This window comes from Algoriphagus namhaensis, from assembly GCF_042649705.1.
GTDB lineage: Bacteria > Bacteroidota > Bacteroidia > Cytophagales > Cyclobacteriaceae > Algoriphagus > Algoriphagus namhaensis.
In genome coordinates, this window is sequence record NZ_JBHRZS010000003.1 from 101,896 (window position 1) to 117,982 (window position 16,087).

Sequence of the window (16,087 nt, forward strand, 5' to 3'; positions counted from 1 at the left end):
GTTTAGTTTAGTTCTTATAGGATTATCTACCTCCTCCTGGTGCTGGAGCTGCAGGAAGTTCGATTCCTAATCTTGCCAGAACAAGCTCAGTGAATTTATCTTCTTCCTTGGTGTAGAGAAGTACTGGAGACTGACCTGCAGTTTCAGAGAAAATATGCGTGTAATTGTTCTCTGCTGCCACGGCATTAATAGCATTAATTACCTTAGTCTGCACAGGCTCTAGAAGCTCCTGAAGTTTTCTTTGGTAGCTAATCTGGGCGTCTTGCTCATACTTTTGGATTTCACCCTGTAGCTTGGTAAGCTCTTGCTCTCTTGTCGCTCTAGCCTCTTCTGTCATAGTAGGGGCAGCTTGCTGATAAGCCTGTACCTGACGCTGGAAGTCAGCACCTTTGGTTTGTACGTTGGTTTGAAGCTGAGTTTGGTAATCTTGGATATCCGCTCCGATTTGTTCCATTTCTGGCATCAAATCCATGATTAGTTCCACATTGGTATATCCAATTTTGATTTCCTGCGCCTGAGCCACAAATCCTAAGCTAAGCAATGCAATTGCTGAAAGGATAACTTTTACTTTCATCATTCTGTAGTTTTAATAATTAATTGTTTTCTTCTATTCCTAGTTCTGCCAAGACAAATTCGGAGTAATCATGAATTGGGTTTGTATAGATCAATCCAGTTGGCACCGAAGCTTTGTCAAAAAGCATACCTATATTATTTCGACGGGTCACCACCTCAATTGCATCATAGATTTTTGATTGCAAGGGCTGAAGTAATTCTGCCTGTTTTTGGTAGTATTCGCCATCGATTCCAAAGATTCGGCTATTAAAGTTCTGAGAAGCTTTTTGTTTTTCTTGAATCTCTCCTAGCCTTGCTTTGTGCATTTCTTCTGTCAAAAGAACCTCTTCGGCTTTGAGCTGGACAAAGAGATCGTTTATCTCTGCATCCAGGTCTTGTGCCTGCTTTTTCCACTGTTGGCTCAGTTTGAGCAATTCATCTTGGATTACTTTATAATCCGGATGTTTATTTAAAATATACTCTGAGTCAATGTATCCAATTTTTTGGGCTCGCACCTGAAAACTGGTTGCCAGAAAGAGAAGCAAAAATACAATTTTCAGCGACTTTTTCATTTTATCTAAACTGTTGTCCAATCGTAAAGTGGAATTGTGATCCACTACGCTGAATTGCTCCAGGAATAGGATCAAATCCATAACCCCAATCTACTCCAAGTAGTCCAAAGGCTGGCATGAAGATTCTAGCACCGACACCCGCTGATTTCTTCAAATCATATGGATTGAAATCTGCGTACGATCCCCAGTTATTACCAGCCTCAGCAAATCCAAGTACGAATATAGTAGCGGATGGGTTTGGAGAAACTAGATATCTCACTTCCATCACATACTTATTGTAAACTACTCCACCATATGGATCAGGATTGGCAGTACCTCTACTATCTCTACCTGGGGTAATAGACTGGTTTTCATAACCTCTCAAGCCAATAATTTCTTGACCTAGAGCAAAGTTATTGAACGTCATTCCGTCACCACCCATCACAAATCGCTCCAATGGGATAATTCCGATTTTATCTCCATAAGATCCTAGGAAGCCCATGTGAGCACGAGCACTTGCCACTAACTTATTAGAACCAAATAGAGGAGTGTAGATCGATGCATCAAACATCCACTTGTGGTATTCCAGCCACTTGTACTTTTCTTCGTCTGGAGATTCCCGATCGATATTCGGATTCAGTGATGAATACGGAGGAGTCAGAGTCGCGGATAGGATGATATTTGATCCAAATCTTGGATAGATCGGATTGTCAATGTTATTTCTTGCAACCGTAGTATTGAATGCGATACTGTTTGAGGTACCAGTTGGATAGCTTAAGCCAAAGGAGGTGCCAAACTGATCAAACTCATACACCTGAAACTGTAATGAATTGCTTATACTAAAGTAATCATCTGGCCATGTGACTCTTTTTGCAAGCCCCAAGGTCACCCCTGTGATCTTAAAGAAACCTAATTCATTTCCAAAATTGTCCTGATTAAAGAAGTCTACTTGGCGTTGTACAGAATGATTAAAGCTAAAGCTCAGCGCATTGGGTTTTTTCCCACCAAACCAAGGCTCAGTGAGTGAGATACTGTAGTTTTGGAATGATCGTCCATTGGCCTGAACTCTTAACGAGAGTCTTTGCCCATCTCCTACAGGTAGGGGGTCCCACTTATCGAAGTTCCCGATATTTTTAAGGGAGAAATTGTTAAATACGAGTCCTACAGTACCCACGAAACCGTAGAAACCTCCCCATCCACCAGATAGCTCAATTTGGTCATTGGGCCGTTCTTCCAATTTGAAGGTAATATCTACAGTAGCTGCCTCGAAATTTGGCCTCAAGTCTGGCTCTATATTTTCTGGGTCAAAATATCCAAGCTGTGAAAGCTCTCGGATTGTTCTTACCAGTAAACTACGGTTAAATTTCTGCCCAGGAAGAATTCGAATTTCTCGCATCACCACGTGATCTGAGGTCCGCTCATTTCCCTGAATATTTACACTATTTACCGTTACCTGAGGGCCTTCGAAGATTCTCATTTCGATATCTATAGAGTCCTCAAAAACATTTACTTCCACTGGATCGATGCTGAAGAATAGATATCCGTCATCTTGGTAAAGAGAGGATACATCATCTCCTTTTTGAGGATCATAGTTTAGCCTTTTATCCAGTTTTTCCTTGTTGTATACATCTCCCTTGTTAATTCCAAGCTTAGCCAGAAGCACTCGGTCTGGATGGATATAATTGCCACGGAAGGAGATATTTCTGTAATAGTATTTTTTACCTTCTTCTACCGCGATATCAATATTAATCTTGTCTTGATCGAAATCGTAAATGGAGTCTACCAGAATTTCGGCATCTCTAAAACCTTGGCTATTGTAATAATTTATAACATTATCCTTGTCATTTCTGTACTCCTTTGGGATGAATTTGGAGCCATTGAAGAAATTCAGCTTGAGGGTTTTGTTGATGTATGTTTTGACATCTTCGTGTGAAGCGGAGTCAGTATAGAGCAGCGTATTTTTATAGTCAGCGGCAGAAGCAGCTGTTGCTCTTGAATAGGCATCCTTGAAGAGATGCACGCGGGCATGCTCCTTGGTTTTCTTTAACTTCCCTTTGATCTTCGCATCCGCGATTTCATCATTTCCATAAATCTGGATTTCGTTGATTTTCACCTTAGATTTGGTGTCTACTTGAAATCTCAACTTCACACTATTCGGAAGAAGTGTATCTCTTTCTTGAATGATTTTGACATCGGTATTTAAATAACCTTTGTCTATGTAATACTTTTCAATATTCCGCTTGGCATTGTTCAAAACATCATCCCGTACTACTCTTCCGCGGATATTTATTTTGTCTCGGAGTTCGCTTTCTTGGGTTTTATTTACACCTGTAAATTCTACTCGAGAGAAACGAGGACGTTCGGTTAGGTCTAGGAGCAGATAAATATCCTCGCCTTCAATTTTGGTTACCAAAATCTTGACATCACCAATGATACCTTGAGCCCATAGTTTCTTTAGGGCATTTGAAATTTCTTCACCTGGCACTTCAATGCGATCATCAACCTTCAGACCTGAAAGTGAAATAATCGCGATTTCGTCGAGTGTGGTTAGCCCTACAGCTTTTATCTCTGCGATGCGGTAAGTGGCAGGAGTGGAATAATTCAATTCCATAATATCCACTGGTCTAGATGATGCATAGCGGCTTTGCCCCAGACGAATCTGTGACATCGCAACACCTGCCCAAATAAAACAGATCAATAAAAGTAAACTTCTTTTCATCAATAACTTATGATTTAACTTGCTCCCCTGTCTTCCCAAATCGCCTTTCTCTCTGCTGGTAATCAATAATTGCAGAAATCAAGTGCTCTCGCCTAAAATCTGGCCATAATACAGGAGTAAAATGTAACTCTGTATAGGCCAATTGCCATAAAAGAAAGTTGCTGATCCGATATTCACCACTCGTCCGAATCATCAGCTCGGGATCAGGAATATTCCTAGTCGCCAGATGATCGTTTATGAGGTCTTGGTCAATCTCGCTTACGGCAAGCTTTCCTTCAGAGACCTTTTGAGCAATGTGCTGCATTGTTTGTGTGAGTTCCCATCGACCACTATAGCTTAGTGCTAGATTCAGTATTAAACCATCATTGTCTTTGGTACTTTCGTGAGCCCATAGGAGCTTTTGCTGTACTGCATCAGGCATACTTTCCGTATCGCCAATTGCAGAGAACCGAATATTGTCTTTGATCATTAATGGAACCTGCTTGGTAATAGTTTTTACCAGTAATTCCATCAATCCATCCACCTCATCCTGAGGTCTAGACCAATTCTCAGTCGAGAACGAAAATAGTGTCAAATATTTTACCCCAAGATCCTTCGCTCCTTCGATGGCGTCTTTCACTGCTTTGACGGCATTTTTGTGGCCAAATATTCGCATGGCCCCTTTTTGTCTGGCCCATCGGCCATTGCCGTCCATGATTATTGCGATGTGTTTGGGGATCCTAGTTGGGTCTATCACTTCCTTCATGCTAAGTCGTATCCGAATAGCTTACTTTTTTGGAGGTACAAAAATGCTATTTCTTTTCCAATTATTCAGCCTTAGCCTCAAATAATTAATATGCGAAGCATTTCGTATTTGATATGACGTAACTCACCATGATTCCCGTAAAGTAATACCAATCTTTGTCGTGAGGGTTTCCAAAATTAATCCCATAGGGCTCATTAGGAGCTGCCGGATTTTGGAATCTTGGGACGGGTGGTTCCTGACTATCGATTTTGTCTAAGTAGTCAGTGAATGTGGGACGCATACCTACTTCTAGCGCTATGGTCCATCGGTCATCCAGGCGATACTTTACTCCTCCACCAAATGGGATTACCATAGTGCTGAGGTTGTAGTCTTCAGATCGGTTGAATGCATAGGTGTTTCCCTTCGCAATCACGAAAGTATAGCCTAAGCCAAAGAAGGCATATGGAGACCAGCGAAACTCAGAATTGTTTCTCAGGAAATCTAAGAAATTGAACTCCATGATAGCACTGATTTCTACTATGCCGGCCCTGAATCTCGCATCACGCAAAACGGCGAGTTGGTCTATGGGCTTGATACTATCTGCAGCATTGAGGAAAGCCATATTCACTCCGCCTCTCAATGACCACACATTGTCAAAATTTCTCTTGCCAAACAACGTTCCTTGAAGCCCCACCTGACCAGGATCTATGCGTCGCATAATATCCCCAGAATAAGAAGCCACTCCAGCTCCAGCACCTATTTCATACTTTTGAGCCTGAGCGATTTGTTCTATTCCAAGAAACATCAGGCTGAAGATGAATAAGTAATTGAAAATCTGAAAATTGACTTTTTTCAAGACGATGCAAGTTATGAAGTACCAAACGTTTAAAAAACGCCTCTTAGTATTTGCTGGGTTAATAATTGTTAAGCTCCTTTAGGTCCAAAATCCTTCTGTGGAATCTAATTTCGCATATCGAAACCCCAATTTAATTTGTTTCTTAGAGTATCAAAGAAATGATATTCTGGAAGCTTTACCAACTTCGCCGAAAACTTTTCTTTTTGTACACTTAGCTCTGCTCTGGAGGAAATGGAAGTAGATCGCGAATCGAGCGAAACCAGAAATTTTTTAGTTCTACCCTCTATCTTAAAGCTGATTTGACTTTCGTCAGAAACAATAATCGGTCTGACATTTAAATTATGAGGACTTACGGGGGTGATCACAAAATTCTTGGCTTCAGGGGAAATCAAAGGGCCGCCACAGCTCAAGGAATACCCGGTAGAGCCAGTGGGAGTCGCGATGATCAATCCATCTGCCCAATAGCTATTGAGATATTTCCCGTCAATGTATGTGTGCACAGTGATCATGGAAGAGTTATCTCTCTTGTGGATTGTAAATTCGTTTAGCCCAAAATTCAATTCACCGAATAAATTGTCCTCTCCCAAGAGAGATATCAAACTTCTTGATTCGATTTGATAATTTCCAGAGATGAGATATTCTACGCTTTTTGCAATGTCTTCGGTCGCTACTGTAGCAAGAAATCCCAGTCTTCCAGTATTGAGGCCTAAAATGGGTATCTCAAGATCGCCGATCTCGCAAATGGCATCAAGCATGGTTCCATCTCCACCAACTGATATTAGAAAGTCCATTTGGTTCAGATGCACTTTCGATTCAATCTTTGGGAGTTTAAGTTGATTTGAGCTGATTTTTCTCAATTCCTTCTCTAACCGTTCGGTAACCCAAACTTCAACCCGGTGTACGCTCAATTGCGAGAGCAAAAATTCAATATGAGGGAGACTATTGGCTTTGAGTTTTAAGCCATGCAGTACCACTTTCATGTCTCAAATATCTAAAAATCTAAGCAAGTTACCGATTCGATCTTCTTCGCTGCTAACGCCACTTTCTTCCTGATAATGATCGATGATCTTATACCCAAAGCGCTCCAAAGTAGCTTTGATATAACGCAACTCGGGTTGATCAAGCTTAAGTGTCAATTTGATCTTACTCGAGTCAAAGGGGTCACTACTGATGATTGAGCTTAGTATTTTGGTGTTTTCAGTTTCTACAATCCGTGCGATTTCAGCTAGACTATAGTCTGTCATGTGCATAGAGAGAACGAGTACACTTCCTTTTGTTTGAATGGAAAGGCTATCTGCAAAGGCGGTAAGGGAATCTTCCATGGTGACGACGCCAAGATATGTGCCTTCACGGTCGGTTACTGCTACAATATTTGATTCAAACTCGGCGCCGACCCGTAAGACCTCGTAGACATGTTGGTCTGAAAAAACTTTGCAATTGACGCCATCTAGCTCGATTTCGCCCATTGTGAGATCCGGATTGTTTAGATCCATGATGATCTCATCTCTCACAAATCCCAAAAATTCACCTTTTTGAACCACAGGCAACACCGCAATTCGGATTTCTTCCATCCACGCCAAAGCCATGCTACACTTGTCAGTAAGCTTGAGAGGCGGAATCAGGTTCGTGATGAATTCGTAGGACTGCATAGTTTGAAAGATAGAGAAACTAATTAGATATTAAAAACGCAAATACTGGCTGTCTTGTTCCCCAGTTGGCTTACATCAGAGAATAGTGGATACGTAGTTCACTATAATTCCTAAGACGATTCCTCCTGCAATGATGGCTGGCGAGGAGATCTTTGTGAATTGTAAAATAGCATACGTCCCCAATATCATCAGAATGTTAATTGCATTTGCTTCCATAGGCTCAAATAGCAAATACGCTGCCGCAATAAGCATCCCGCAGGATGTTGCATTGATTCCTTCAAGTGCCGCGCGTACAGGCCGATATGTTTTGAGTTGATCCCAAAATCGGATCACAAAGAATATAAGAAAGATCCCGGGCAGGAAAATACCTGCCGCTGCAATCAAGCCCCCCATAATAAATCCAATGGTACCAAACTCCCGCATTGATAGGGCGCCGACATAGGATGAAATACTGAATGTTGGGCCGGGTACACCCTGAGAGATCGCATAGCCGGTAAGGAATTCTTCAGAAGATAAGAAATGCTTAAAATCTACAAATTCCGCATAAAGGTAGGGTACCAATACCTGCCCACCCCCGAAGATTAGGCTTCCATTTCGGTAGAAATTTTCAAAAAGAAGTACTGATGAATTTTGGGTAACAGCCCCAATCGAAGCAGCAAATAGAAGGACTCCTCCCCAGAGATAAAAATTGGCCCAATCAATCCTCAGCGGCTGATCTCTTTCCATTTTTGGTTGATTTTTGTATTTGATCGAAGTGCTGAGACCTCCAAAGATCAAGAGTATCGGAAATACAAAAGGGGAGCTGTAAAAGAAGGATACAAAGGCCGAAATCAATACCAAAACCATGGCTTCGGTGGTTTGCACCATTTTACCGATAGTTTTTTGCGCAGCAAAAATGATAAACCCAATGGCCATGGGTTGGATGAATTTGGCAAAATTCAGCGCTCCAGGAGTGTTTTCTTGAAGAAAGTTGATCAGCATGGCTGCCGTGATCATGATGAGCGTGGCAGGTAAGATCCAGACAAAAAGAGAGAGATAGGCGAGATTAGGGCCTCCTACTCGATAACCAATAGCACAGATCAGCTGAGTGGACGAAGGGCCTGGGAGCATATTGCATAGTGCATTAAGTTCCCAAAGCTCGTCTTCATTGATATAATTTCTGCGGGTGACCATTCGCTCGAGAAGCATGGCCAAAAAGGCTTGAGGGCCACCAAAGGCCGTCAATGACAATACCACAATGTCTTTTAAAAATAGATAATATCTAACCTTTTTGATAGACATGTGTCAGGATCGTAGTCCCAACTCACGAAGTCTTTCCTCTAAAAAGCCTCCTGCTGAAATGTCGGTAAATTGCTTCGGATTTTCTGAATCCACACAGCTTTCAAGACAAGTCAGATCCATTTCTGAGCGAGGATGCATAAAAAATGGAATGGAATATCTAGAGCTGTTCATTTTCTCGCGAGAAGGATTTACCACACGATGGATGGTCGATTTTAGCTTTTTATTTGTCAATCGCTCCAGCATATCTCCAACGTTCACCACGATCTGATCTGGGAGTGCGGTGATAGGTATCCAAACCCCATCTTTTCGTAAAACTTGAAGGCCATCTGCACTTGCGCCCATCAGCAAGGTGATGAGGTTGATATCTCCGTGCTCGGCAGCTCGAACGGCATCTGCAGGGACCTCGTCAGGATTTTCAATTGGGAAATAGTGGATTTGTCGCAGAATGGAATTGCCATATGCCACCTTATCCTCAAAATAATCTTCATCCAGTCCCAAGTGTAACGCGATGGCTTGAAGCATGGATTTGCCGGCATTTTCTAAGGTTTGGTATGCTTCTATCGAGCTATCTTTGAGCAGAGGAATTTCTTCGGGCCACACATTGCTTGGGTATTCCTTTTTTACGCTGTCTGTATCAGGAATGCTTGAAAGCTCTTGGCCTACATGATAAAATTCTTTCAAATCACCAGTATTTCTGCCTTTTGCGTGTTCTTTTCCCTTGCCTGTATATCCTCTCTGATAGCCGATTTCAGGATGCTCATATTTGGTTTTCACCGAATCCGGTAATGCGAAAAAATCCTGGATGGACTGATATAGTTGATCTTGGAGGCCCTGCGAAAGGCCATGATTTTTTATGGCAACAAAGCCAATATTTTGATAAGCCTCGCCTAAGGCTTTTACGAAGGCCTTTTTTTGATCGGGACTACCTTTGGTGAAATGGGCTAGGTCTAGGCTGGGGATTTCGTCAAATAAAATTTCCATAATGGAGAATGAGGAGTTGAACTTCTTTCTTTAAAATTAAATATCTTTAGTTTCATTTTACTCAAATATGAAGAAAATCCTGATACCCTGCGTATGTCTTTCTTTTTTACTCTTTTCTTGTTCTGAAGAAAAGAAAAAGATCAATGAGTCTATCGTTGATTTACCTCAGGATTCTCTGGATTTGGAGGAGCAAAAGGCTCCAGTCTCTTTTTACCAATACGAGGATGCTCCTGAATATCCCGACGCCATTTTGGAGCTCTTCACACCGTTAGGAAATCAAGTCTTTAAACCAGGGAAGGTTCCTTTTGAGTTTAATATTAAAAATTTTCCCTTTGAGGATGAAGATCAGAAGCATTTTAAGCTGTATAATATTCTGAATGGAGGGGACCCAAGCGGATTTTATGCTCCCATTTTTCAACGAGACTTGAGTGAAGGAAGCTATCGAGTCGTGGCCTATTTGGTCGATGAAGATGGAATTGCCTTGAAAAATTTTGGGAATTATATAGATCGAGATTTCCAGGTTGGAGATTCTCGACCTTTTCCCTATTCGGCTGAGCCCTATCTCGCCTTGAATTTCCCAAGGAATGAACAGAGTTTTTCCTCAGAGGAAGAAGTGATCATCGATTTTTTGGTTGTGGGAGGAGATATGAAACTAGACGGATTATTGGTGGAGGTGGAAGTGAATGAATTTTCCTACAAGGTAGATCACATGGCTCCGATTTTGATTGCCAATCTTCCCAAAGGACGATATAATGTGAAGGTGAGTCTTCAAAGGGTATCTGGCAAAGAGCTTGAAGGGCCATTCTCACAAGTGAATAAGACCATTATTGTGGAATAAGCTCATTATCTTTGCGACTTCAAGTTTTTAGCGCATCATGTTATTAGTAAATCAAATCAGAGAAAATTTCGATCAATACCTTGCAGGCCTTCAAAAAAGGAACTTTGCTGGAGCAGAAGAAGTATTGCAAAAAGCCATTGAATGGGATGATTTAAGACGATCTACGCAAATCCAGCGAGATCAACTTCAGGCCGAATCGAATGCGCTTTCGAAGGAGATTGGCTTACTAATGAGAGAGGGAAAGCGGGACGAAGCTAATGCCATTAAGGAGAAAACGGCAGGACTTAAACTAGAAACAAAAGCTCTTGAAGATCAATATACCGAGGCTGAGGAAAAACTTAAGGAGCTCCTATATACCATTCCAAATATTCCTCATTCATCCGTTCCAGCCGGTAAATCAGCGGAGGATAATGAAGTGGTTTTGGAAAATGGAGCAATTCCGGTTTTACCAGAGAATAAGCTGCCGCATTGGGATCTAATCAAAAAGTACGACATCATTGATTTTGACTTAGGGGTAAAGATCGCTGGGGCAGGTTTTCCTGTTTACAAAGGAAAAGGGGCTCGACTGCAGCGTGCCTTGATCAACTTTTTCCTAGATCAGGCTATAGCCGCAGGTTTTCAAGAAGTGCAGCCTCCAATTGTGGTGAATGAAGAATCTGGCTATGGTACGGGGCAATTGCCAGATAAAGAAGGGCAGATGTATCATGCCACGGCTGATAATTTATTTCTTATTCCTACCGCCGAAGTTCCGATTACCAATATGTATCGGGATGTGATTTTGGACGAGGGAGATTTTCCGGTTAAAAATGTGGGATATACTCCTTGTTTTAGACGAGAAGCAGGAAGTTGGGGTGCTCATGTGCGAGGTTTGAATCGTCTTCATCAATTTGATAAGGTGGAGATCGTACAGATCACCCATCCTGAGAGATCCTATAAGGCGCTAGAGGAGATGAGCCTCTATGTACAGGATTTACTTCAAAAGCTCGAATTGCCGTATCGTGTCCTACGACTATGTGGAGGGGATATGGGTTTCACTTCTGCCCTGACGTATGATATGGAGGTATATTCCGCCGCTCAGGAACGATGGCTTGAAGTAAGTTCCGTTTCAAATTTTGAAACCTACCAATCCAACCGATTGAAGCTGAGGTTCCGAGGTGAAGATAAGAAAACACAATTGGCACACTCTTTAAATGGTAGCGCTTTGGCATTGCCTAGGATCGTTGCTTCAATTTTAGAAAATAATCAAACTGAGGATGGCATCTTAATGCCAAAAGTACTTCAGCCATATTTGGGCTTTGATAAAATCGACTAATCAGATAGGTCTTGAGAAATCAAGACCTTTTTTAGTGGCTAAAATTTATTCACAGAAAAATATCCTTCAATTATGAAAAAATCACTTTGCGCTATTCTAATCCTTTTTGTAACGATCACATTTGCTAAAGGACAAAGCAAGACAGACGAGGAGATGATTCGGGTTACCGTTCAAAACTATTTCGATGGTATGATGGAGCGGGATCGATCGAAGTTGGACGAAGCATTTATTCCCGAGGCGAGATTGATTGGTTTTCGAGGTGATCAGTTTACCATCACTCCCTATGAGGTTTGGGCGGAAGGCACTGCTCAAGGAGACCCAAGAAATAAAGATGATTTCAAAAACGAACTTGTAGCCATTCGAATCAATGGTGTCGCAGCTGTAGCGGAGACAGAACTATACTGGCCGGGAATCTATTATTACGATTACCTCTCGCTGATGAAAATTGATGGGCAGTGGAAAATTGTTAACAAAAGCTGGACTTCGAAGCCTCTGGATTAGTTGAGGTTCTAATTTCGATGAGCTTGGTTTAAATTGCTCAAAGACTTGCTCATTTATCCATAGAAATAAGCTTTTTGTGAATCGCTAAAACTTGGGGGATGATTAACTTATTAGGCCCATTTTTGATCACAAATGTGGCTTTCTCGTTTTTAATCTCATCTGGGAGCTGCTGATTAATGATCTGATTCACTTGCTCCTCTGATCGATTTTTATCCCGCATTAAAACTCTGGTGACTCGTATTTTAAGTGGAGCACTCACATTGATGACCGCATCAAGCTTCGTCTCACCTCCAGTCTCAAAAATCAAAGCAGCTTCTTTGAGCACGTAGGGGCTAGTTTGGTGCTGGGACCAAATTTCAAAATCTCTCCCCACAGCTGGATGTACCAGTGAATTTATTTTGGCTACCTTTTCTGGATTGGAAAAAACAGTTTTGGCAAGAAAGGGTCGATTCAGCTCACCGGAAGGTAAAAAGGATTCAGACCCAAAGCTTTCAAGGATCTGACCACGCAATTCTGGGTCATTTGACATCAGCCATTTAGCTCGGTCATCCGCAGAATAGGTAGGAATTCCCAAAATTTGAAAAACTTTCGCGACGGTTGACTTTCCCGAACCGATTCCTCCAGTAATCCCGATTTTCAAAATCGTCTTACTCATAGACAATCTTTATCTTTTCGGGTACTATTCTTAGGATTTCTAGATATTCTGGTTTGGGGCTGACACGAACTAAAATAGTGGAATCTTCTCGATTTCGTTGTGAAAAATCGAGGATAGCCTCGAATTCTATCTCGCTGAATTTTTCGACTTCACGGCTATCCACCAAGTAATAAAACAAGATTGGTTCATCCTCATTTGCTAAGGAAGCCTTATTTGGAAAATTACGTTTTACCAAGTTTAACCTTTGGTTGCCTTCCAAAAAATTAACCACATTGAAGGAGACCGTAACCACTTCATCCTGCAGACTTAACTGGTCTCGATATTGCTTCGGGATCTCAAGTTTAACTTTCTTTTCGATGTTTTGATCAATTCGATTTTCATCTAGAAACACAGGAAATTCGCCTTCGAAATTTTCTAGGACTGAACTTGGCCCGCGAAGGGTTATTTGATCAGGATCGAAGGAAATCTTTGAAATTAATCTGTAATTGGTAGCTAATGAAAAGGAGGTTGAATCTAAATAGGGCCTTAGTCTTGCAGATTGGATTCGATCGATCTGGAAGGATAGGCTATCATCTAAGATTGAAAGGAGTTGGGTAGGGGACAAAAAGTCTGTGAGTGACCTTTTGAGTTCTGAGGTTTGTATTTGGTTTTGGCGTGCAGGATTTTCCAGCTCAATGATAAAGGGTGACTCATTTATATTGAAATATTTTCTGAGCAAATCCCATCCATTTCCATTGATCTCGATCTGAAGCCCTGAGGGTAGGTCGCCAATAGGCATATACTGCTCTGGATCGTAAGCAAATTCTACGGGGTAATCGACTACTGTGGTGTAGTCGTCTTTATTCAAGGCGTTTAAAATCCAAAAAGTGGTAGCCGCACAAACGCACAAGACTACCACTTTGAGGTTAGAGAGTTTTTTAGGAGAAATCCTTAGTGAGGATTTTTTAGTTTCCGGCAAAATTCAATTATTTCGTTTCGGTTTTTTTGGAGAAATCTAGAGAGATTGCAGATTTTTCGATTTTTACTTTTAATCCCCTATCCAGCTCCACCATCACCACATCACCGTCCACGCTGAAGACTTTTCCGTGCAAACCGCCAATAGTGACTACATTATCTCCTTTTTTGATTTCTTCGATAAATTTCTTGGTTTCTTTTTGTTTTTTCTGTTGAGGTCTGATCATGAAGAAATACATGATCAAAATGATCGATCCAAAAAGAAAGACCTGACCCAGGATGCCACCACCACCGGCGGCAGCTTGAGCTAATACGGTAGAAATCATACTTTATTTTTTAATTGGCCCTACTGGCGCAGCAGTTCCACCACCTAATTTTGGAGTAACATTCCCCTTCATGCGAAGTCGAGTTACTGTTGGGTTGGTATTGGCCTGAATCGTTACTGTTGGTGCTTGAGATCCTGATTTTGCAGTGGAATTAAACACTACTTTAACAAAACCTTGCTCTCCTGGATTCACTGGCGTTTTGGTCCAATTTGGGCTAGTACAGCCGCAAGAAGCTGTGATGTTAGAGATCACCAAAGGAGCTTGTCCGTTGTTAGTGAAGTTAAACTCATGCTCTACTACTTCTCCTTCTCGGATGGTTCCAAAATCGTACTCCATTTCAGCAAATTCAAACTGACCTAAAGAAGATGGGTCAGCTGGCTGGGTGGACTGTACATTTACAGGAGTCACCGCGGAAGTTGTTGAAGATTCTAGTTTGGCGATTTTCTCCTCAAGAGCCTGTATTTTGGCTTCTTGATCTGATTTCTGGTCACATGCTCCAAGAGCGAGTACTGCAGAAAGCACCAAGGCGCTCATCACTTTAAGTTTCATAATTTTGATTTTTTGTTCTGGAAAATTGGTTTTGCGAATAAAATAAAGACTACCTCCAAAGGCAAATTTTATTTGATCGGCTGCTTAATTTGGTTCTTTATTGATCTGATCGATCAATTTGTTGACATCGCTCAAAAGATTTTCAGCTTTGTTTTTTGCTTCGGAAATCACTCGCTTACCTTCATTCTTGGCTTCGTTAAGATGGATTTCTTTGTCTTCTACTAGCTCGCCGATCAGTTCTTCTAATTCTTTTTTGTATTTAGAAAGTCGAAAAGAAAGGCGGTCTCTTGTATTGTCTCCAGTATCTGGTGCGAATAAGATGCCCAATGCGGCACCTATGCCTGCTCCTACTAGGAATGCGACTAATGAATTGCTACTCTTGCTCATAGTTATATTATTTATTGTCTAAAAGTCCTCTACCACTCTTACGGATTTCACCGCTTTCAGTTAACTCTTTTGACATGACATCCAAAAGACCATTCACAAACTGCTTACTTTTTGGTGTACTATAGGTTTTTGAGATATCAATGTACTCGTTGATGCTGACCTTCACAGGTATACTCGGAAAATGCTTCATCTCAGCGAGTGCCATAGAAATGATCACTTTATCGGTAAATGCAAGTCGCTCAATATCCCAGTTTTTCGTTTTCTGGGCGATAAGCTCCTTACTTTTAGAGGCTTCCTCAAGTGTGAAGTTAAAGATATTTTGAAAGAATTCCCTATCCTCGTCCCAGTTAATCGCTAGTTCGGGAAGTAAGTCAGAGTCCTTGCAGTCCTTTTCTGCTGCATTCTTAAGCACTTTTGAGGCAAGACTTCGAACGATGGATTTATTTTCCGTCCAGTTCATGTCTTTCTCCATGAAGTAGTTTAGGATCACCTCATTTTTAAAAATCACGCGTTTTAGTATGGCCTCGGCAATAGCGAGATCTTGCTCAAGGGTAGGCTTAGTGGTCTTTAAATATTCCTGGTACTCCTCCGTAGGCTTCACGTAGTCTCTAAACCACTCTTTGATCTCTAATTCTAAATCATCCAAATTGGCATTCTGTCTCGCTACAGCGGCTTGGAATGAGGGGGAAATACGGATTTTTTCTAGAATCTGATTTCTAGTCAGATTGAGCTCAGTATCAAAAGCAACTGGGCTATTTTTATCTGCTAGTTTTTTCTTCTTTTCAAATTCGGTTTTTACATGGTCCGAAAACGCAAGCAAAAGCTGAATGGCGAGCAAATATAGCTGAGGAATTCTTTCGGCCGCAGCAACCATATTTTTCACCAAAAAGTCTCGATCTGCCTGATTTGCTTTTGCTACTTGACTCAAGGCATCCTTTACCGTCTGGTTTACTTTTTCGTTCTCAGAGGAATGAAGAAGCTTACCACTCTCGGTTGAATTCTTTTTCAAAAGCTCTATTGCCGCATTGGCTTGAGCACCGAGTAATTTTTTGTCCTGAACCTCCATACTATTGAGGTCCGGTGCAAATGCTTCTTGGATATAATCCTTTGCTAGGTTGAGATTGGATGCTTTACACTGTTCGTAAGCATATAAGCTCTGAAAGGCCTTAACTCTTAAAATTCTTCGATTTAGCATGTTGGGGAAATCAAGTTGCAAATATACGCAATTTGACTGGCTAAAGGGTTTAATAAT

At 41.4% G+C, this 16,087-nt stretch carries 18 protein-coding genes; 3 read left to right on the plus strand and 15 right to left on the minus strand.

Annotated features, from left to right (window positions below; genetic code table 11):
- Positions 1-22: 22 nt before the first annotated feature.
- The 9 genes from ACFOSV_RS02080 to ACFOSV_RS02120 form a co-directional block, all read right to left on the minus strand.
- Complete coding sequence (locus tag ACFOSV_RS02080; protein ID WP_377902899.1) at positions 23-577, minus strand: OmpH family outer membrane protein; 555 nt, start codon at positions 575-577, stop codon at positions 23-25.
- A gap of 16 nt (positions 578-593) precedes the next feature.
- Positions 594-1,124 (minus strand): OmpH family outer membrane protein, encoded by a 531-nt coding sequence (locus ACFOSV_RS02085; protein ID WP_377902901.1) that lies wholly within the window; start codon positions 1,122-1,124, stop codon positions 594-596.
- Position 1,125: 1 nt separating this feature from the next.
- On the minus strand, positions 1,126-3,822 hold the full coding sequence (locus ACFOSV_RS02090) for a BamA/OMP85 family outer membrane protein (RefSeq protein ID WP_377902903.1): 2,697 nt from the start codon (positions 3,820-3,822) through the stop codon (positions 1,126-1,128).
- A gap of 7 nt (positions 3,823-3,829) precedes the next feature.
- Positions 3,830-4,567 carry an isoprenyl transferase gene (locus tag ACFOSV_RS02095; RefSeq protein ID WP_377902905.1) on the minus strand — a complete coding sequence of 246 codons (738 nt, stop codon included), beginning with the start codon at positions 4,565-4,567 and terminating at the stop codon, positions 3,830-3,832.
- 85 nt (positions 4,568-4,652) lie between these two features.
- Complete coding sequence (gene porG, locus ACFOSV_RS02100; RefSeq protein WP_377902907.1) at positions 4,653-5,402, minus strand: type IX secretion system protein PorG; 750 nt, start codon at positions 5,400-5,402, stop codon at positions 4,653-4,655.
- A gap of 104 nt (positions 5,403-5,506) precedes the next feature.
- Positions 5,507-6,382, minus strand: coding sequence for an NAD kinase (locus ACFOSV_RS02105; protein WP_377902909.1), 876 nt, complete (start codon positions 6,380-6,382; stop codon positions 5,507-5,509).
- 3 nt (positions 6,383-6,385) lie between these two features.
- Entirely contained in the window at positions 6,386-7,051 is a 666-nt protein-coding gene (locus ACFOSV_RS02110) for a cbs domain containing protein (RefSeq protein WP_377902911.1), read from the minus strand.
- Between the two features lie 75 nt (positions 7,052-7,126).
- Positions 7,127-8,332 carry a chromate efflux transporter gene (gene chrA, locus ACFOSV_RS02115; protein ID WP_377902913.1) on the minus strand — a complete coding sequence of 402 codons (1,206 nt, stop codon included), beginning with the start codon at positions 8,330-8,332 and terminating at the stop codon, positions 7,127-7,129.
- A 3-nt stretch (positions 8,333-8,335) separates the two neighbouring features.
- Positions 8,336-9,316: an isopenicillin N synthase family dioxygenase gene (locus ACFOSV_RS02120; RefSeq protein ID WP_377903495.1), complete on the minus strand. Its 981-nt coding sequence runs from the start codon at positions 9,314-9,316 to the stop codon at positions 8,336-8,338.
- 64 nt (positions 9,317-9,380) lie between these two features.
- Here ACFOSV_RS02120 and ACFOSV_RS02125 point away from each other — a divergent pair, with 64 nt between their 5' ends.
- The 3 genes from ACFOSV_RS02125 (at position 9,381) to ACFOSV_RS02135 (ending at position 11,964) form a co-directional block, all read left to right on the plus strand.
- Positions 9,381-10,151, plus strand: a complete 771-nt coding sequence (locus ACFOSV_RS02125; RefSeq protein WP_377902915.1) for a hypothetical protein — start codon at positions 9,381-9,383, stop codon at positions 10,149-10,151.
- 37 nt (positions 10,152-10,188) lie between these two features.
- On the plus strand, positions 10,189-11,463 hold the full coding sequence (gene serS / locus ACFOSV_RS02130) for a serine--tRNA ligase (RefSeq protein WP_377902917.1): 1,275 nt from the start codon (positions 10,189-10,191) through the stop codon (positions 11,461-11,463).
- A gap of 72 nt (positions 11,464-11,535) precedes the next feature.
- Positions 11,536-11,964 (plus strand): nuclear transport factor 2 family protein, encoded by a 429-nt coding sequence (locus ACFOSV_RS02135; protein ID WP_377902919.1) that lies wholly within the window; start codon positions 11,536-11,538, stop codon positions 11,962-11,964.
- A 49-nt stretch (positions 11,965-12,013) separates the two neighbouring features.
- Here ACFOSV_RS02135 and coaE read toward each other — a convergent pair whose 3' ends face one another.
- The 6 genes from coaE to nusB all read right to left on the minus strand — a co-directional run bounded on the left by coaE (position 12,014) and on the right by nusB (position 16,030).
- A complete protein-coding gene (coaE, locus tag ACFOSV_RS02140; RefSeq protein ID WP_377902921.1) occupies positions 12,014-12,619 on the minus strand; it encodes a dephospho-CoA kinase in 606 nt (201 codons plus the stop codon).
- Positions 12,612-13,466, minus strand: a complete 855-nt coding sequence (locus tag ACFOSV_RS02145) for a YbbR-like domain-containing protein (protein ID WP_377902923.1) — start codon at positions 13,464-13,466, stop codon at positions 12,612-12,614. Before ACFOSV_RS02145 ends, coaE begins: the two co-directional genes overlap by 8 nt.
- A gap of 118 nt (positions 13,467-13,584) precedes the next feature.
- Entirely contained in the window at positions 13,585-13,899 is a 315-nt protein-coding gene (gene yajC / locus ACFOSV_RS02150; protein ID WP_377902925.1) for a preprotein translocase subunit YajC, read from the minus strand.
- 3 nt (positions 13,900-13,902) lie between these two features.
- Positions 13,903-14,448 carry a DUF1573 domain-containing protein gene (locus ACFOSV_RS02155; RefSeq protein WP_377902927.1) on the minus strand — a complete coding sequence of 182 codons (546 nt, stop codon included), beginning with the start codon at positions 14,446-14,448 and terminating at the stop codon, positions 13,903-13,905.
- An 84-nt stretch (positions 14,449-14,532) separates the two neighbouring features.
- Entirely contained in the window at positions 14,533-14,835 is a 303-nt protein-coding gene (locus ACFOSV_RS02160; RefSeq protein WP_377902929.1) for a YtxH domain-containing protein, read from the minus strand.
- A gap of 7 nt (positions 14,836-14,842) precedes the next feature.
- On the minus strand, positions 14,843-16,030 hold the full coding sequence (nusB, locus tag ACFOSV_RS02165; protein WP_377902931.1) for a transcription antitermination factor NusB: 1,188 nt from the start codon (positions 16,028-16,030) through the stop codon (positions 14,843-14,845).
- Positions 16,031-16,087: the final 57 nt, after the last annotated feature.